Origin of the sequence: Enterobacter sp. DN (assembly GCF_046054285.1) — a bacterium.
Lineage (GTDB): Bacteria > Pseudomonadota > Gammaproteobacteria > Enterobacterales > Enterobacteriaceae > Enterobacter > Enterobacter hormaechei_C.
Genome location: NZ_JBJJTG010000005.1, coordinates 162,620 through 179,679, shown reverse-complemented (window position 1 = coordinate 179,679; position 17,060 = coordinate 162,620). Strand labels below are relative to the sequence as shown.

Genomic DNA, 17,060 nt, shown 5'->3' with positions numbered 1-17,060 from the left:
TTTGACTAATTTTACGACGAACGAATAAAAACTTTAGAAAATGCGTTGACTCATTTTCAACTCTCCCTATAATGCGACTCCACACAGCGGGGGTGATTAGCTCAGTTGGTAGAGCATCTCCTTTACACGGAGGGGGTCGGCGGTTCGAGCCCGTCATCACCCACCATCTACTTCGGTAGACTCGCAGTGTAGATAAGCATTGAGATTGGGCGATTAGCTCAGTTGGTAGAGCATCTCCTTTACACGGAGGGGGTCGGCGGTTCGAGCCCGTCATCGCCCACCATTCTCACCTTATCGCAGCAGTTCCGAAATGGGCGATTAGCTCAGTTGGTAGAGCATCTCCTTTACACGGAGGGGGTCGGCGGTTCGAGCCCGTCATCGCCCACCATTTCGGGTCGTTAGCTCAGTTGGTAGAGCAGTTGACTTTTAATCAATTGGTCGCAGGTTCGAATCCTGCACGACCCACCAATGTAAAAAAGCGCCCTAAAGGCGCTTTTTTGCTATCTGCGATATAGCAATTCCCCCTTGCAGCCAGACCGCTTGTTTTACTCAAGCTCACGCCTTCTTTGCCGATACCTCTATTTTATGGCGAAAAGGATCTCAATATGACAACTCTTAAGCCCGTTTCTCTGTCGGCGATGGAAATCGGCAGCGTAGATAACAGCTCCGGCGGAAACGACATTGCTTCTCAAATCACCCGTCTGACCAAACAGATAACGAAAGTCACTCAGCAGCTCAAAGAAGTGGCCATGGGTGATGCCACAGCAGAAGAGAAGCAAAAGCAGCAGGAATTACTCGAATCTCAGCTGGCTATGTTGCAGGCGCAGCTGGCGCAATTGCAGCGTCAGCAGGCCGAAGAGGCGATGCCAAAGCAGGAAAACGGTCAGGCCGTGGCGGAAGGCATCAATAAGCCCTCCGCGGAGCATCAGATTAATATCTACATCTGATTATTGGTTTCGTTAAAGAGTGGATCGCGTGTGCGGGCCTCCATCAAACGTCTGGCCTGCATACGTACTACATCCCAGCAGGCGTGCGCCGCGCCGGAAAGTGACCTGTTTTTACGGCGTACCAGCATCAGCTGGCGTTCGACACAGGGTACGAAACGCTTCACCGTTAAACGACTCCCCTGCGGCAGTGGCAGCGCCAGCGCCGGCAGAACGCTGATGCCAATCCCCGCTTCGACCATCGGGAAGAGCGTGGCAGGATGCCCAATCTCCTGCACAATGGTTGCCTTAACGCCCTGCGCGGCCAGAGCGGCATCTATCAGCGGACGGCTGCCTGATGCATAATCCTGTAACACCAGGTTTGCCCCCTGCAAGGCCTGCCAGGCCACGTGTGGCAGCGATGCCAGCGGATCATCATCGCGGCAGAGCAATAAAAAGGGCTCCGAGAGCACCACTTCACATTCCAGGTCGCTTACCGCTCCGGGATCAATAACGATGCCAAAATCCACATCCCCCTGACGGATACTCTCCAGTACCCACTGCTGCGGCCTGTCGTGCAAAACAAAATCGATATCCGGATAGCGGTGATTACTTTCAGCGATGCACTGGGGAATAAGATGCGCTGAAATCGTCTGGCTCGCCGCCACTCTCACGGTACCGGAAAGCTGTTGTCCGAGCCGGCCAACATCCCTGAGCGTACTGTTCAGTTCATCCAGCAGCCTTTCCAGTCGCATTGCCAGCTGCTGTCCCGCTTCGGTGAGTACCACTTCTCGCGTCGTACGGTCGAGCAGCTTCACTCCCGTTTGCGTTTCAAGCTCCTTAACGCTATGGCTCACCGCCGACTGGCTGAGGCCAATGATCTCCCCTGCCCGGCTAAAGCTGCGGGCCTGCGCGACGGTGACGAAAACGCGAAGCTGACGTAACGAATAATTCATCTGTTTAATTCATGAATGGATGCAATAAATCAATTTTATTTCTCAAAGGGAAGAAAGCACAATAGCGGCATCTGTTTTCAGGAGTGATTATGAAACTTTTTCGTATCCTTGATCCGTTTACGCTGACCCTGATTAGTGTCGTCTTGCTGGCCTCGTTCTTCCCGGCGCGGGGCAGTTTCGTTCCGGTTATTGAAGGACTGACCACGGCAGCCATTGCCCTGCTGTTCTTTATGCATGGCGCCAAACTCTCCCGGGAAGCCATTATTGCAGGCGGTAGCCACTGGCGACTACACCTGTGGGTAATGTGCAGCACCTTTATCCTCTTCCCGGTTTTGGGCGTGCTGTTCGCCTGGTGGGCGCCGGTGAATGTCGATCCGGCGCTGTATACCGGTTTCCTTTATCTGTGCATTTTGCCGGCCACCGTGCAGTCCGCTATTGCCTTTACCTCGCTGGCGGGCGGTAACGTCGCGGCGGCGGTTTGTTCTGCTTCCGCTTCCAGCCTGCTGGGGATCTTTGTTTCACCGCTACTGGTCGGTCTGCTGATGAACATGCACGGGGCGGAAGGCAATCTGGAGCAGGTGGGTAAAATTTGTCTGCAACTGCTGCTGCCGTTTGTGCTCGGACACTTATCCCGTCCCTGGATTGGGGCATTTGTGGCAAAACATAAAAAATGGATCGGGAAAACGGACCAAAGCTCAATTCTGCTGGTGGTTTACACGGCCTTCAGCGAAGCCGTGGTGAACGGCATCTGGCACAGGGTGGGCGCTGGATCGCTGCTGTTTATTGTGGTGGTAAGCATCGTTTTGCTGGCCATTGTCATCGCGGTTAACGTCTTTGTGGCCCGCAAATGCGGCTTCAATAAGGCCGATGAAATCACCATTGTATTTTGCGGATCGAAAAAGAGCCTGGCCAACGGGATCCCGATGGCCAATATTCTGTTCCCGACGTCCGTCATTGGGATGATGGTGTTACCGCTGATGATTTTCCATCAGATCCAGCTGATGGTGTGTGCGGTACTGGCGCGGCGTTACAAGGCGCAGACAGAAAAGCTGGCGCAGGAAGAGACCCGCGCCGCGAAAGTTTAAGGACGTTTCAGGGGCTGAACCAGCTGGGTCAGCCCCTCTGTTTTGATCAGTAACGTGATAGCCATCAGCTCGCCCAGACGCCCGGCGGGGAACTCATCCTTACGGGCAAACCACAGCAGATACTCTTCCGGTAAATCAATCAGCCTGCGACCCTTATATTTACCGAACGGCATCTCCGTATTGGCGATCTCAACGAGCTGCTCTTTTTCCACGTCACTCTCCTAACAGGCGCATCATTTCCGCTTCGTCGATTACCTCGATGCCAAGCTCCTGCGCTTTTGCCAGCTTCGAACCGGCCGCTTCCCCGGCAATCACCAGGTCGGTTTTCTTCGATACGCTGCCCGCCACTTTTGCCCCCAACGCCACCAGGCGCGCTTTCGCGTCATCGCGCGAGAGCTGGCTCAGGCTGCCGGTCAGCACCACCGTTTTACCGGCAAACGGGCTGTCGATCTCTTCGGCATTAACCACTACCGGTGCAGGCCAGTGAATGCCCTGTTCCAATAATTTACCGATCACTTCACGGTTGCTCTCTTCGGCGAAGAAGTTGAAAACGTGGGTAGCGACCACAATGCCGACATCAGGGACTTTCTGTAGCTCGTCGATGGTGGCTTTCTCCAGCGCGTCCAGCGTGCCGAAATACGCCGCCAGCCCTGCCGCTGTCGCCTCTCCGACTTCACGAATGCCAAGCGCGTAAAGGAAACGGGCAAAGGTGGTGTTTTTGGCCGCCTCGAGCGCGTTAACGATGTTCTGGGCAGATTTCGGCCCCATACGATCAAGACCGGTCAGCTTACCTGCCGTCAGGGTAAAGAGGTCCGCTGGCGTATGGACGTACTCTTTCTCAACTAACTGGTCGATAATCTTGTCACCCATTCCGTCGACGTCCATCGCCCGGCGGGAGACAAAGTGCTTCAGGGACTCTTTACGCTGCGCGCCGCAGATTAACCCGCCCGTACAGCGCGTTACCGCTTCACCTTCCACGCGCTCAACGTCCGAACCACATACCGGACAGTGGGCTGGAAACTCGATGGCACGGGTATCGGCAGGACGTTCAGACTCAACAACGTTAACCACCTGTGGGATCACGTCGCCCGCGCGGCGAATCACCACTTTGTCACCAATGCGCAGGCCCAGGCGGGCAATTTCATCGGCGTTATGCAGCGTGGCGTTACTTACCAGCACGCCAGCCACCTGCACAGGCTCCAGACGCGCCACAGGCGTAATCGCCCCCGTACGCCCTACCTGAAACTCCACGTCGCGAACGAAGGTCATCTGCTCCTGCGCCGGGAACTTAAAGGCTACCGCCCAGCGCGGCGCACGGGCCACAAATCCTAACTGTTCCTGCAACGCCAGCGAGTTAACCTTGATCACCACGCCATCAATATCAAACCCGAGCGTGGGACGATCCTCTTCAACCTTGTGATAGAACGCCAGCACCGCCTCCGGAGAGTCGCAGAGCTGCACGCGGTTGCTAACCGGTAACCCCCACTCTTTGAACTGCATTAAACGACCCAGGTGAGTATCTGGCAGGTCACCGCCTTCCAGGATCCCGACGCCGTAGCAGAAGAAAGTAAGCGGTCGCTTCGCGGTGATTCGTGGATCGAGCTGACGCAGCGAACCTGCCGCCGCGTTACGCGGGTTTGCAAACACTTTCCCACCGGTACGACGCGCTTCTTCGTTGATCTTCTCGAAGCCCGCCTGCGGAAGGAACACTTCCCCGCGCACTTCCAGCCGGGCGGGAATGTTATCGCCACGCAGTTTCAGCGGGATCGCACGAATAGTGCGCACATTAGTGGTGATGTCTTCCCCGGTAGTGCCGTCGCCGCGCGTTGCGGCACGCACCATCACGCCGTTCTCATAAAGAATGCTAACGGCCAGACCATCCAGCTTTAGCTCGCAGCACCAGCTCAGATTGTCGATGCTCTTCAGGCGATCCTGCACACGCTTGTTGAAAGCCAGAAAACTCTCTTCATCAAACACGTTATCCAGCGACAGCATCGGCACTTCATGGCGCACCTGGCTGAAAGCGCCCAGCGGTTCCGCGCCGACGCGCTGCGTTGGGGAATCGGGCGTAATCAGTTCGGGGTGCTGCGCTTCCAGCTCGCGCAGTTCACGCATCAGGCGGTCATATTCCGCATCCGGCACTTCCGGTGCGTCCATAACATGATAGAGATATTCATGATGGCGAAGCGTGGTTCGCAGTTCAGTAAGTTGTTGTTCGATTGAGTCCATATCGCACCATCAATGAGAAAAACCCCCGACAGGCGGGGGTTGAGGAGGAGGTGAAGTTAACGCGACGATTACGCGTTCGCTTCCTTAACTTCGCGGATGCGGTCCTGATACTCGCGCAGTTTCTGCGGCGTCATCATTCGACGCTGATCGTCGAGCACCACACCGCCCACTTCGTCGGCGATGTGCTGAGCGGACTGTAGCATCAGCTTAAAGTTTTGCAGCTCGTCACCGTAGGACGGCACCTGCATAAAGATCGTAACCCCCGGCGTGACGAAATCACCGGTCATTTCCGGGTCAAACGTGCCTGGATTGACCATATTGGCCAGACTAAACAGCGCCGGACCGCTACCGTCAGGACTCAGGTGGCGATGGAAAATATTCATGTCGCCGAACTTGAAGCCTGCCTGTTGGATGCTGTTAAGCAGCACGTCACCGTTCAGATGGGTGCCATGATGAGCAGCCACGTTCATGATGATCACCGCTTCTTTACGCTGCGGCTTTTCAACAACCGGTTCTGGCTCTGCGGCCGGCTCTGGCTCAACGCGCGGAGCGGGCTGTGGCGCAGGCGGTTCAGGCTGCGGCTGCGGTTGTTGTACCGGCTGCGGCTGCTGAACAGGCTGTGGCTGATGCACTGGCTGTGCAGGCTGTTGCACAGGTTGCGGCTGTACAGGCTGTGGCGCAACGGGCTGCTGTTGCACAGGCTGCTGCGGCGGATGACGAACAGGTTCTTCCACTGGCGGCGGCGCTGGCTGGCGCGGCTGGGCAGAGGCATACGGTGGTTGATACTGGTGCTGCGGAGCGCGGGGGGCTTCATGCTCTCCATGCGCTGCGCCGGGCGCAGTATTGACCCGATGAACACGAACTTCACCCACGCCGTCGTCGTCAGGACCGTCGATGTCGTCTTCAACGTCATCGTCGTCACGACTGGACTTCATGCGCTTCAGTGGACGATCGCGAAACATAGAGGAACGCTCTTTACGGCTGGTCCAGAAACCATGTACCAGTAAAGCGATTATGGCGATCGCGCCAACAATGATTAATATCAGACGCAAATCCTGCATCATTATATTCTCTGTTGTTCTAACACCTTGCCACCACGGCAAACATTTACTCACTAAGAGTATTTGCCGTTTACGTCAAGTGCAAGTGTATGCAGAGCATTCACAGCATAAAGATGAACTAAATCGTGCTTTTTGCTGGTTTTTCGAACATTTCCGAACTGGTCATTGGCCCGTAACTGGATAATATAGGCGGGCAATTCCACTGGTTGTGTAAAAAGGAGTACAGCCTGGTATGGTTTCAACATCTTCTTCTGCCCCACGCAGCGGGGTCTGGTACTTTTCTCAGGGCTGGAAACTGGTCTCCCTGCCGGGCATTCGACGCTTCGTTATTTTGCCGTTACTGATCAACATTATTCTGATGGGCGGGGCCTTCTGGTGGCTATTCACAAGACTGGAAAGCTGGATCCCTTCCCTGATGAGCTATGTGCCGGACTGGTTACAGTGGCTAGACTACCTGCTCTGGCCGATTGCGGTTATCTCCGTGCTGCTGGTTTTCGGTTATTTCTTTTCGACGATAGCAAACTGGATAGCCGCGCCGTTCAACGGTCTGCTGGCCGAACAGCTGGAAGCGCGCCTTACCGGTGCGACGCCACCTGACACGGGCGTACTGGGGATCGTGAAAGATCTCCCCCGCATCATGAAGCGTGAATGGCAGAAGTTCGCCTGGTACCTGCCGCGGGCGATTGTGCTGCTTATTCTTTATTTTGTACCCGGGATTGGCCAGACGGTCGCGCCCGTGCTGTGGTTCCTGTTCAGCGCCTGGATGCTCGCTATCCAGTACTGTGATTATCCGTTCGATAACCACAAAGTGCCGTTTAAAGAGATGCGCACTGCCCTGCGCACTCAGAAGGTTGCCAACATGCAGTTTGGGGCGCTGACCAGCCTGTTCACCATGATCCCTTTCCTGAATTTGTTCATCATGCCCGTTGCCGTTTGCGGCGCGACGGCGATGTGGGTGGACTGTTACCGTGCTAAGCACGCGTTATGGAAGTAATGCAAAAATGTGTAAAAGAGGGGTGGCTTATGCCGCCCCTTATTCCATACTGATCCCCATTATTTCCTTGCAGCATATAGATATGCGATTTCCTTACTTCCCCATACCTGTTCAACAGGTATGCTGGGTCGGTATCCCAATTTCATACAGTTAAGGACAGGCCATGAGTAAGATTTATGAAGACAACTCGCTGACTATCGGTCATACGCCCCTGGTTCGACTGAACCGTATCGGTAATGGACGCATTCTGGCGAAGGTCGAATCTCGTAACCCAAGCTTCAGCGTTAAATGCCGTATCGGTGCGAATATGATTTGGGATGCTGAAAAGCGTGGCGTGCTGAAACCTGGTGTTGAGCTGGTTGAACCCACCAGCGGCAATACCGGTATCGCTCTGGCCTATGTTGCGGCGGCGCGTGGCTACAAGCTGACGCTGACTATGCCTGAAACCATGAGCATTGAGCGTCGTAAGCTGCTGAAAGCGCTGGGTGCGAACCTGGTCCTGACCGAAGGCGCAAAAGGCATGAAGGGCGCGATTCAGAAGGCCGAAGAAATTGTTGCCAGCGATCCGGCAAAGTATCTGCTGCTCCAGCAGTTCAGCAACCCGGCCAACCCGGAAATTCATGAGAAAACCACCGGCCCGGAAATCTGGGAAGATACCGACGGTCAGGTTGATGTGTTTATCTCCGGCGTAGGCACCGGCGGTACGCTGACCGGTGTGTCTCGCTATATTAAAGGCACGAAAGGTAAAAAAGATCTGATTACCGTTGCCGTTGAGCCAACCGACTCACCGGTTATCGCTCAGGCGCTGGCAGGCGAAGAGATCAAACCTGGCCCACACAAAATCCAGGGTATCGGCGCTGGCTTTATTCCAGGCAACCTGGATCTGAAGCTGATCGATAAAGTCGTCGCCATTACCAATGAAGAAGCCATCTCCACGGCGCGTCGCCTGATGGACGAGGAAGGCATTCTGGCGGGTATCTCTTCCGGTGCGGCGGTTGCGGCAGCCCTCAAACTGCTGGAAGATGAAACCTTTACCAATAAGAACATTGTGGTTATCCTACCGTCTTCGGGTGAGCGTTACTTAAGCACAGCACTGTTTGCCGATCTCTTCACAGAGAAAGAACTGCAACAGTGATGCCAGCATGTTAAAAACGCGTAAAAAAGCACCTTTTCAGGTGCTTTTTTGTGGCCTGCTTCAAAGTTTTACCCCTCCTGGCATTGCTTCACCCCGTTGGGTCTGGTATTTAAACCAGCAATTATTTTGATGCGCGAAATTAATCGGTGAACGAAATAGCGCTGCTGAATCGATTTTATGATTTGGTTCAAGTCTTGCTTTCACTGCATAATGTTTAATGACGATTGAAACGTCAGCGCTAACTATACAGGCTAAAGTTAAGTCGCCAGGCTAGACTTTAGTTCCACAACACTAAACCTATAAGTTGGGGAAATACAATGTTCCAGCAAGAAGTTACCATTACCGCTCCGAACGGTCTGCACACCCGCCCTGCTGCTCAGTTTGTTAAAGAAGCGAAAGGCTTCACTTCTGAAATCACTGTGACTTCCAACGGCAAAAGCGCTAGCGCAAAAAGCCTGTTCAAGCTGCAAACTCTGGGCCTGACTCAGGGTACCGTTGTTACCATCTCCGCTGAAGGTGAAGACGAGCAGAAAGCAGTTGAGCATCTGGTTAAGCTGATGGCTGAACTCGAGTAAGTTTACCGGGTTCTTTTCAATATCAGTCACAAGTAAGGTAGGGTTATGATTTCAGGCATTTTAGCATCCCCGGGTATCGCTTTCGGCAAAGCATTGCTGCTGAAAGAAGACGAAATCGTCATTGACCGGAAAAAAATTTCTGCCGACAAGGTTGATCAGGAAGTTGAACGTTTTCTGAGCGGTCGTGCCAAGGCATCTGCGCAACTGGAAGCGATTAAAACTAAAGCTGGCGAAACTTTCGGTGAAGAAAAAGAAGCCATCTTCGAAGGGCACATTATGCTGCTCGAAGATGAGGAGCTGGAGCAGGAAATCATAGCCCTGATTAAAGATAAAGGCATGACGGCCGACGCGGCTGCGCATGAAGTTATCGAAGGTCAGGCATCTGCCCTGGAAGAGCTGGACGATGAATACCTGAAAGAACGTGCGGCTGACGTACGTGACATCGGTAAGCGCCTGCTGCGCAACATCCTGGGTCTGGCCATCATCGATCTGAGCGCGATTCAGGACGAAGTCATCCTGGTTGCCGCTGACCTGACCCCGTCTGAAACCGCACAGCTGAACCTGAACAAGGTGCTGGGTTTCATTACTGATGCAGGTGGACGTACCTCCCACACCTCAATCATGGCGCGTTCTCTGGAGCTGCCAGCCATTGTGGGTACCGGTAGCGTTACCTCCCAGGTGAAAAACGACGACTATCTGATTCTGGATGCCGTAAACAATGTGGTTTACGTCAACCCAACTAACGATGTGATCGAGCAGCTGCGTTCCGTTCAGGAGCAGGTTGCTACCGAGAAAGCGGAACTCGCTAAACTGAAAGATCTGCCAGCTATCACGCTGGACGGCCATCAGGTTGAAGTGTGCGCTAACATCGGTACCGTACGTGACGTTGACGGCGCTGAGCGCAACGGCGCGGAAGGTGTAGGTCTGTATCGTACTGAATTCCTGTTCATGGATCGCGACGCTCTGCCAACGGAAGAAGAGCAGTTTGCAGCGTACAAAGCGGTTGCGGAAGCGTGCGGCTCGCAGGCTGTAATCGTCCGTACCATGGACATCGGTGGCGACAAAGAGCTGCCGTACATGAACTTCCCGAAAGAAGAGAACCCGTTCCTGGGCTGGCGTGCCGTGCGTATCGCCATGGATCGCAAAGAGATCCTGCGTGACCAGGTTCGCGCTATTCTGCGTGCCTCCGCTTTCGGTAAACTGCGCATCATGTTCCCGATGATCATCTCTGTTGAAGAAGTGCGTGCACTGAAGAAAGAGATCGAAATCTACAAACAGGAACTGCGCGACGAAGGTAAAGCATTTGACGAATCCATTGAGATCGGCGTGATGGTGGAAACACCGGCAGCCGCGACCATTGCGCGTCATTTAGCCAAAGAAGTTGATTTCTTTAGTATCGGTACCAATGATTTAACGCAGTACACCCTGGCAGTTGACCGTGGTAATGATATGATTTCACATCTCTACCAGCCAATGTCACCGTCCGTACTGAATTTGATCAAGCAAGTTATTGATGCTTCTCATGCAGAAGGTAAATGGACTGGCATGTGTGGTGAGCTTGCAGGCGACGAACGTGCTACACTTCTGTTGCTGGGTATGGGTCTGGACGAATTCTCTATGAGCGCCATTTCCATCCCGCGCATTAAGAAGATTATCCGTAACACGAACTTCGAAGATGCGAAGGTGTTAGCAGAGCAGGCTCTTGCTCAACCGACAACGGACGAGTTAATGACGCTGGTTAACAAGTTCATTGAAGAAAAAACAATCTGCTAATCCACGAGATGCGGCCCAATTTACTGCTTAGGAGAAGATCATGGGTTTGTTCGATAAACTGAAATCTCTGGTTTCTGATGACAAGAAAGACTCCGGAACTATTGAGATTGTTGCTCCGCTCTCCGGCGAGATCGTCAACATCGAAGACGTGCCGGATGTAGTGTTTGCTGAGAAAATCGTTGGTGATGGCATTGCTATCAAACCAACTGGCAACAAAATGGTTGCTCCAGTTGACGGCACCATCGGTAAAATTTTTGAAACCAACCATGCGTTCTCTATCGAATCCGATAGCGGTATCGAACTGTTCGTTCACTTCGGTATCGACACCGTTGAACTGAAAGGCGAAGGCTTCAAGCGTATCGCAGAAGAAGGCCAGCGTGTTAAAGTTGGCGACCCGGTAATTGAATTCGATCTGCCGCTGCTGGAAGAAAAAGCGAAGTCTACCCTGACTCCGGTTGTTATCTCCAACATGGACGAAATCAAAGAACTGATCAAACTGTCTGGCAGCGTCACCGTGGGTGAAACCCCGGTTATCCGCATCAAGAAGTAATTCTTGCCGCACAGAAAAATGGCGCCTTCGGGCGCCATTTTTGTTTATGCCGGCAGGATAAGCTCGTCATAGCCTTTCGACTGCGTATAGATCATAACGTCAGTCACCCGATCGCCCGCCATGCGAATGGCATCGGCAACGGTTTTCCCTCCCACAATGCCGCTGACCAGCTCCGAACAGAACAGATCGCCCGTTCCTTTCAGATCCGTCTCTACGCGCGGGTGCGCGCTTACGGTAACACCTTCTTCGCTCACCAGCACAACGTGGATATTCTGCGGATCGTCAGACACTGGCGCACTGGTGATCGCTACCCATTTCAGCGAGTCGGACAGCAGCCCCTGCGCGGCGGCAATGGCGCTCTCCGGCGTACGGCACGGTTTGCCGCTCAGCACTTCCAGTTCATACACGTTGGGCGTAATGCCCTGGGCCAGCGGGAGCAGATGCTCACGGTAGGCTTCAGGAATATCCGGCTTCACGTACATCCCGCTATCGATATCCCCAATTACCGGGTCGACCAGCACCAGCAGATCGGGATGTTGCACTTTGATTGCCTTCAGCCACTGCGCCAGCAGCGCGATCTGGCTGGCGCTGCCCATATAGCCGGTGGTGACCGCTTTAAGCTCGCGCAGGATCTCGCGCTCTTCCAGCGCCTTAAGGTAGCCGCTGAACCACTCGTCCGGGATCACCCCGCCGTAGAAGGTGTCGTAGTGCGGCGTATTGCTGAACAGCACCGTTGGCACGGCGGTAACGTTCAGCCGGTGGGTGCGAATATTCGGCACCGCGATGCTGTTTCCCACGCTGCCGTACACCACCTGCGACTGAACGGCGACAATATCGGTTTGCTGCGCCCGGGTGTTATCCCGGAATAAAATCATCTCCATGACGCTTAAATCCCCGCCCCCTGCGAATAACTCTCTTCACCAAAGACGCCGGTAGACAGGTAACGGTCGCCGCGATCGCAAATAATCGCTACGACCACCGCCCCCGGCGTGGACTCAGCCACCCGGATCGCACCCGCTACGGCACCGCCAGAGCTGACGCCGCAGAAGATACCTTCACGCACGGCCAGCTCACGCATGGTATTTTCCGCCTCGCGCTGATGAATATCCAGCACCTGGTCCACAAGCTGCGCATTAAAGATGCCCGGCATATACTCCGCCGGCCAGCGGCGGATGCCCGGAATGCTGCTCCCCTCTTCCGGTTGCAGGCCGACAATCGTCACCGGCTTCTCCTGTTCGCGCAGAAAGCGTGACACACCGGTGATCGTGCCCGTGGTCCCCATGCTGGAGACAAAGTGGGTGATGCGCCCGTCGGTTTGCTGCCAGATTTCCGGGCCGGTGGTGGTGTAGTGCGCGTACGGGTTATCCGGGTTGTTGAACTGGTCGAGAAGCTTGCCTTCCCCGCGCTCCGCCATCGCTAACGCTAAATCTCGCGCCCCTTCCATCCCCTGCTCTTTGCTCACCAGAATCAGCTCGGCTCCATAGGCGCGCATGGCGGCCCGGCGCTCCTGGCTCATGTTATCCGGCATCAGCAGCTTCATGCGGTAGCCTTTCAGGGCGGCAATCATTGCCAGCGCGATACCGGTATTTCCGCTGGTGGCCTCAATGAGCACGTCGCCTGGCTTAATTTCACCGCGCTTCTCGGCCTGGACAATCATCGACAGTGCCGCCCGGTCTTTCACCGACCCCGCCGGGTTATTGCCTTCGAGTTTGACCCAGATTTCGCTGCCGTTATCAGGCCCCATGCGCTGAAGTTTGACCAGAGGGGTGTTGCCGATGGTGTGTTCGAGTGTATTCACGATTTTTACTCAATAAAAAAGCCGGGTGGCGCTTAGCTTACCCGGCCTACAAGACGCAGTGATAACTGTAGGCCCGGTCAGCGCAGCGCCACCGGGCGATAAACATACTAATAACCTATCAGGCTGACTCCGCCAGAGCAATATCCTCGCGCGTTTCAATGCGCTCGTTACCGTGATAAATGCGCGCGTGTTGCAGCCCCACAAAAAGACGCTCCCCCCGGTGCGGCGGCTCGTCGTCACGCATAACCACGGTCAGCGGCTCGGTATACCAGCCCAGGGGTTGTACCACTAATTGGGTGTAGTGCCCTTTAGGGCTAGCTTCCAGCACCTGCACCGGAAGCGGTGAATCCAGGCTGGTACGGCGGCTGACGTCCACTTCCCACGGACGCAGGAACAGATCCACCGGCCCCTGATGCGCGGAGGTATACCCCAGCGGCCAGCGGTGCGCGCCAACGTGGAACTGACCGCCGCGAATGGTGCCCTGAAGGCGGTTTACTTCCCCCATAAACTCCAGCACAAAGCGGGTCGCCGGTTCACGCCAGAGCTGCTCTGGCTCGTCAACCTGCTCAATGTTGCCCTGACTCATCACTACCACGCGATCGGCCACTTCCATCGCCTCTTCCTGATCGTGGGTCACGAAAACGCTGGTGAACTGGAGTTCCTCATGCAGCTGACGCAGCCAGCGGCGCAGCTCTTTTCGCACCTGTGCATCCAGCGCGCCAAACGGTTCGTCCAGCAGCAGGATTTGCGGTTCAACGGCTAACGCACGCGCCAGCGCCACGCGCTGCTTCTGCCCGCCGGAAAGTTGAGCCGGGAAGCGGTCCGCCAGATGCGCAAGCTGCACCATCTCCAGCAGTTTGGTCACTTTCGCTTTGATGGCGGCGGCATCTGGACGTTCACGACGCGGCAGCACGGTCAGGCCAAACGCGATGTTGTCGAATACCGTCATGTGGCGGAACAGCGCATAATGCTGAAATACAAAGCCCACTTTACGGTCGCGGGCGTGCAGGCGGCTAACGTCCGTACCGTGGAAGCGAATATGTCCGCTGGTCTGGTGTTCAAGCCCGGCGATAATGCGCAACAGCGTGGTTTTTCCGGAGCCAGACGGCCCCAGCAGCGCCACCATTTGTCCGGAAGGGATATCCAGCGAGATATCATTCAGCACCTGGGTGCGACCAAAAGACTTCTTAATATTGGCAATCTCAATGCTCATGATTTCCCTCCTGATGCTGACGTTTTTCCTGATTCTCTAAACGCCACTGCACCACACTCTTCAAAAACAGGGTCAAAATCGCCATCAGCGTCAGCAACGCTGCGGCAGTAAAGGAACCGACGGTGTTGTAGTCCTGTTCCAGTAATTCAATCTGTAACGGCAGCGACAGGGTTTCGCCGCGAATCGAGCCGGATACCACCGATACCGCGCCAAATTCACCGATCGCACGGGCGTTGGTCAGCACCACGCCGTAAAGCAGCGCCCAGCGAATATTCGGCAGCGTGACGCGGCGGAACATCTGCCAGCCGGAAGCGCCGAGCAGCACCGCGGCTTCATCTTCATGGCTGCCCTGGCTGAGCATCACCGGCACCAGCTCGCGCACCACGAACGGACAGGTGACAAAGACGGTCACCAGCACCATCCCCGGCCAGGCGAACATGATTTGCAGGTCGTGCTCATCCAGCCAGCCGCCCAGCGGGCCATTGGAGCCGTAGAAGAGCAGATAAACCAGACCCGCCACCACCGGAGACACCGCAAACGGGATATCCAGCAGGGTCAGCAGCAGCTGACGCCCCGGGAAGTTAAAGCGCGTTACCAGCCAGGCCAGCAATACGCCAAACACCAGATTCACCGGGACGGTGATCAGAGCAATCATCACCGTCAGCCAGATGGCGTGGAGCATGTCCGGATCGGCCAGGTTTTGCAGCGCGGGCATAATCCCTTTGCTGAAGGCCTGCACGAAGATGTACACCATCGGCACGACGAGAATGAATGCGGAGACCAGCACGCCGGTACCAATCAGAAACCATTTGCCCCAGTTGATGCGGGGCGCGTCATAGCGCTTCAATTGCGTAACTTCCGCCATCAGTGACCTACCACACGTCGACCAAAGCGACTTTGCAGAGTGTTAATCGAAAACAGTAGCAGCAGCGACGCGGCAAGGATCACCGAGGCAATCGCGCTCGCGGCCGGATAATCAAACTCCTGCAAACGGACAAAAATCATCAGCGAGGTCACTTCGGTTTTCCACGCGATGTTCCCGGCGATAAAAATGACCGCGCCAAATTCACCGAGGCTGCGGGTAAAGGAAAGCGCCACCCCCGCCAGCAAGGCCGGAGAAAGTTCCGGCAGCACAACCTTACGGAAACTCTGCCAGCGCGTGGCGCCCAGGGTTTCCGCGGCCTCTTCGTATTCGGGGCCTAACTCTTCCAGCACCGGCTGCACGGTACGTACCACAAACGGGATGCTGGTAAAGGCCATCGCCACCGCGATACCGATCCAGGTATAGGTCACTTTAATATCAAACTTCGCCAGCCATTCGCCGTAAAAGCCGTTCACGGAGAACAGCGACGCCAGCGTCAGACCGGCCACCGCCGTCGGCAGGGCAAACGGCAGATCCATCAGGGCGTCGAGCAGCGTGCGGCCCGGGAAGCGATAGCGGGTTAAGATCCATGCCATCAGCAGGCCAAACACGCCGTTAAAAATCGAGGCCACGAACGCAGACAGCAGCGTGACCTTGTAGGCCGCCACCACCTGCGGGTTGGTGACCACTTCCCAGTACTGGGACCAGCTCATCTCAGCGAGCTGCATCACCAGAGCGCTGAGCGGTAACAATAAAATCAGACAGACGAACAGCAGGCTGGTCCCGAGGCTTAAGGTAAAACCCGGCAGCACACGTCTTGTTGATCCTGCAAACATTACTTACGCCCCGCCGCCAGCAATTTGTCTAACTCACCGCCGCTGGCAAAATGCGTTTTCATCACCTCAGGCCAGGCGCCGAAATGATCTTCCACGCGGAACAGCTCGGTCTGCGGGAATTTGTCTTTCAGCTTGTTCATCACGTCCGGATTATTAACGCGGTAGTAATAGTCAGTAATCACCGTCTGCGCCTGCGGGCTGTACAGATAGTTGAGATAGGCTTTTGCCGCTTTCTCAGTGCCGTTGGCTTTGACGTTTTTATCCACCCACGCCACCGGGAACTCGGCCAGAACGTTAGTTTTCGGGATAACCACTTCGAAGCCCTGCGCTTCGTACTGTTTACGAATATTGTTCACTTCGGATTCAAAGCTGATCAGCACATCGCCCAGCCCGCGCTCGGCGAAAGTGGTGGTTGCGCCCCGGCCGCCGGTGTCAAACACTTCGACATTTTTCAGGAACTGGGTCATAAACTGTTCGGTTTTCGCTTTATCGTTACCGTCAGCTTTGTCCGCCGCGCCCCACGCCGCCAGATAGGTATAACGCGCGTTGCCGGAGGTTTTCGGATTCGGGAAAATCAGCTTGACGTCAGAACGCACCAGGTCGTTCCAGTCGTGAATGTTTTTCGGGTTGCCCTTGCGCACCAGGAAGCCCATGGTGGAGTAGAACGGCGAACTGTTGTTCGGCAGGCGGCTTTGCCAGTCCGCCGGGATCAGCTTGCCTTTGTCGTGCAGGATCTGCACGTCCGTGACCTGGTTGTAGGTCACCACATCCGCTTTCAGCCCCTGCAAAATGGCCAACGCCTGCTTGGATGAACCAGCGTGCGACTGTTTGATGGTCAGCTTGTCGCCGTTGTTATCTTTCGCCCACTGCTGTTCAAATGCGGGATTAAGGGCGGCAAACAGCTCGCGTGAAACATCATAAGAACTGTTCAGCAACTCGGTTGCCTGCGCCTGCGCCACCAGCAGTAAACCTGCCAGTGCCAGCGATCCTTTTTTCAGTACAGTAACGGCCATTGCGCACCCTTATAAATGTGATGACTATCTTATAGTCATAATATTTATAACGGAGTC

The 17,060-nt window shown here is 55.1% G+C and carries 17 protein-coding genes and 4 tRNA genes; 11 read left to right on the top strand and 10 right to left on the bottom strand.

The window, feature by feature from the left end; genetic code table 11:
* Nucleotides 1-90 precede the first annotated feature (90 nt).
* The 5 genes from ACJTMZ_RS14000 (at nt 91) to ACJTMZ_RS13980 (ending at nt 947) form a co-directional block, all read left to right on the top strand.
* Nucleotides 91-166, top strand: a tRNA-Val gene (locus ACJTMZ_RS14000).
* Between the two features lie 41 nt (nt 167-207).
* Nucleotides 208-283: transfer RNA gene (locus ACJTMZ_RS13995), tRNA-Val, on the top strand.
* A gap of 29 nt (nt 284-312) precedes the next feature.
* Nucleotides 313-388, top strand: a tRNA-Val gene (locus tag ACJTMZ_RS13990).
* Between the two features lie 4 nt (nt 389-392).
* Nucleotides 393-468 (top strand) — tRNA-Lys (locus ACJTMZ_RS13985).
* 137 nt (nt 469-605) lie between these two features.
* Nucleotides 606-947 (top strand): FlxA-like family protein, encoded by a 342-nt coding sequence (locus ACJTMZ_RS13980; protein ID WP_023304174.1) that lies wholly within the window; start codon nt 606-608, stop codon nt 945-947.
* On the opposite strand, the gene ACJTMZ_RS13975 is transcribed toward ACJTMZ_RS13980, so the two are convergent.
* Entirely contained in the window at nt 938-1,879 is a 942-nt protein-coding gene (locus ACJTMZ_RS13975; protein WP_100134791.1) for a LysR family transcriptional regulator, read from the bottom strand. The two genes, ACJTMZ_RS13980 and ACJTMZ_RS13975, sit on opposite strands and share 10 nt — an antisense overlap.
* Before the next feature lie 89 nt (nt 1,880-1,968).
* Here ACJTMZ_RS13975 and ACJTMZ_RS13970 point away from each other — a divergent pair, with 89 nt between their 5' ends.
* The gene (locus ACJTMZ_RS13970) at nt 1,969-2,964 is read left to right on the top strand and encodes a bile acid:sodium symporter family protein (RefSeq protein WP_023304176.1); all 996 of its coding nucleotides are present in this window, start codon (nt 1,969-1,971) and stop codon (nt 2,962-2,964) included.
* Here the strand turns inward: ACJTMZ_RS13970 and ACJTMZ_RS13965 are convergent.
* From ACJTMZ_RS13965 to zipA, 3 genes are all read right to left on the bottom strand, one after another.
* The gene (locus ACJTMZ_RS13965) at nt 2,961-3,176 is read right to left on the bottom strand and encodes a DUF3820 family protein (protein WP_003861328.1); all 216 of its coding nucleotides are present in this window, start codon (nt 3,174-3,176) and stop codon (nt 2,961-2,963) included. The genes ACJTMZ_RS13970 and ACJTMZ_RS13965 overlap by 4 nt on opposite strands.
* A gap of 1 nt (nt 3,177) precedes the next feature.
* Complete coding sequence (gene ligA, locus ACJTMZ_RS13960) at nt 3,178-5,193, bottom strand: NAD-dependent DNA ligase LigA (RefSeq protein WP_017383473.1); 2,016 nt, start codon at nt 5,191-5,193, stop codon at nt 3,178-3,180.
* Nucleotides 5,194-5,261: 68 nt separating this feature from the next.
* Complete coding sequence (gene zipA / locus ACJTMZ_RS13955; protein WP_063136607.1) at nt 5,262-6,257, bottom strand: cell division protein ZipA; 996 nt, start codon at nt 6,255-6,257, stop codon at nt 5,262-5,264.
* A gap of 229 nt (nt 6,258-6,486) precedes the next feature.
* Between zipA and cysZ the strand changes: the two genes are divergently transcribed.
* The 5 genes from cysZ to crr all read left to right on the top strand — a co-directional run bounded on the left by cysZ (nt 6,487) and on the right by crr (nt 11,281).
* A complete protein-coding gene (gene cysZ / locus ACJTMZ_RS13950; protein WP_006811452.1) occupies nt 6,487-7,248 on the top strand; it encodes a sulfate transporter CysZ in 762 nt (253 codons plus the stop codon).
* 163 nt (nt 7,249-7,411) lie between these two features.
* Complete coding sequence (cysK, locus tag ACJTMZ_RS13945) at nt 7,412-8,383, top strand: cysteine synthase A (RefSeq protein ID WP_006811453.1); 972 nt, start codon at nt 7,412-7,414, stop codon at nt 8,381-8,383.
* 317 nt (nt 8,384-8,700) lie between these two features.
* Nucleotides 8,701-8,958, top strand: a complete 258-nt coding sequence (gene ptsH, locus ACJTMZ_RS13940) for a phosphocarrier protein Hpr (RefSeq protein ID WP_000487600.1) — start codon at nt 8,701-8,703, stop codon at nt 8,956-8,958.
* A 45-nt stretch (nt 8,959-9,003) separates the two neighbouring features.
* On the top strand, nt 9,004-10,731 hold the full coding sequence (gene ptsI / locus ACJTMZ_RS13935) for a phosphoenolpyruvate-protein phosphotransferase PtsI (RefSeq protein ID WP_006811455.1): 1,728 nt from the start codon (nt 9,004-9,006) through the stop codon (nt 10,729-10,731).
* 40 nt (nt 10,732-10,771) lie between these two features.
* Nucleotides 10,772-11,281: a PTS glucose transporter subunit IIA gene (crr, locus tag ACJTMZ_RS13930; RefSeq protein WP_003861316.1), complete on the top strand. Its 510-nt coding sequence runs from the start codon at nt 10,772-10,774 to the stop codon at nt 11,279-11,281.
* A gap of 44 nt (nt 11,282-11,325) precedes the next feature.
* Here crr and pdxK read toward each other — a convergent pair whose 3' ends face one another.
* From pdxK to ACJTMZ_RS13900, 6 genes are all read right to left on the bottom strand, one after another.
* Entirely contained in the window at nt 11,326-12,162 is an 837-nt protein-coding gene (gene pdxK / locus ACJTMZ_RS13925; protein WP_015572224.1) for a pyridoxine/pyridoxal/pyridoxamine kinase, read from the bottom strand.
* Nucleotides 12,163-12,167: 5 nt separating this feature from the next.
* On the bottom strand, nt 12,168-13,079 hold the full coding sequence (cysM, locus tag ACJTMZ_RS13920) for a cysteine synthase CysM (RefSeq protein WP_017383476.1): 912 nt from the start codon (nt 13,077-13,079) through the stop codon (nt 12,168-12,170).
* Between the two features lie 118 nt (nt 13,080-13,197).
* Nucleotides 13,198-14,292: a sulfate/thiosulfate ABC transporter ATP-binding protein CysA gene (gene cysA / locus ACJTMZ_RS13915; protein ID WP_032659702.1), complete on the bottom strand. Its 1,095-nt coding sequence runs from the start codon at nt 14,290-14,292 to the stop codon at nt 13,198-13,200.
* On the bottom strand, nt 14,282-15,157 hold the full coding sequence (cysW, locus tag ACJTMZ_RS13910; RefSeq protein WP_003861305.1) for a sulfate/thiosulfate ABC transporter permease CysW: 876 nt from the start codon (nt 15,155-15,157) through the stop codon (nt 14,282-14,284). The genes cysA and cysW overlap by 11 nt, the downstream gene beginning before the upstream one ends.
* Nucleotides 15,157-15,990 carry a sulfate/thiosulfate ABC transporter permease CysT gene (gene cysT, locus ACJTMZ_RS13905; RefSeq protein WP_017383478.1) on the bottom strand — a complete coding sequence of 278 codons (834 nt, stop codon included), beginning with the start codon at nt 15,988-15,990 and terminating at the stop codon, nt 15,157-15,159. The genes cysW and cysT overlap by 1 nt, the downstream gene beginning before the upstream one ends.
* A complete protein-coding gene (locus ACJTMZ_RS13900) occupies nt 15,990-17,003 on the bottom strand; it encodes a sulfate ABC transporter substrate-binding protein (RefSeq protein ID WP_017383479.1) in 1,014 nt (337 codons plus the stop codon). Before ACJTMZ_RS13900 ends, cysT begins: the two co-directional genes overlap by 1 nt.
* Nucleotides 17,004-17,060 lie beyond the last annotated feature (57 nt).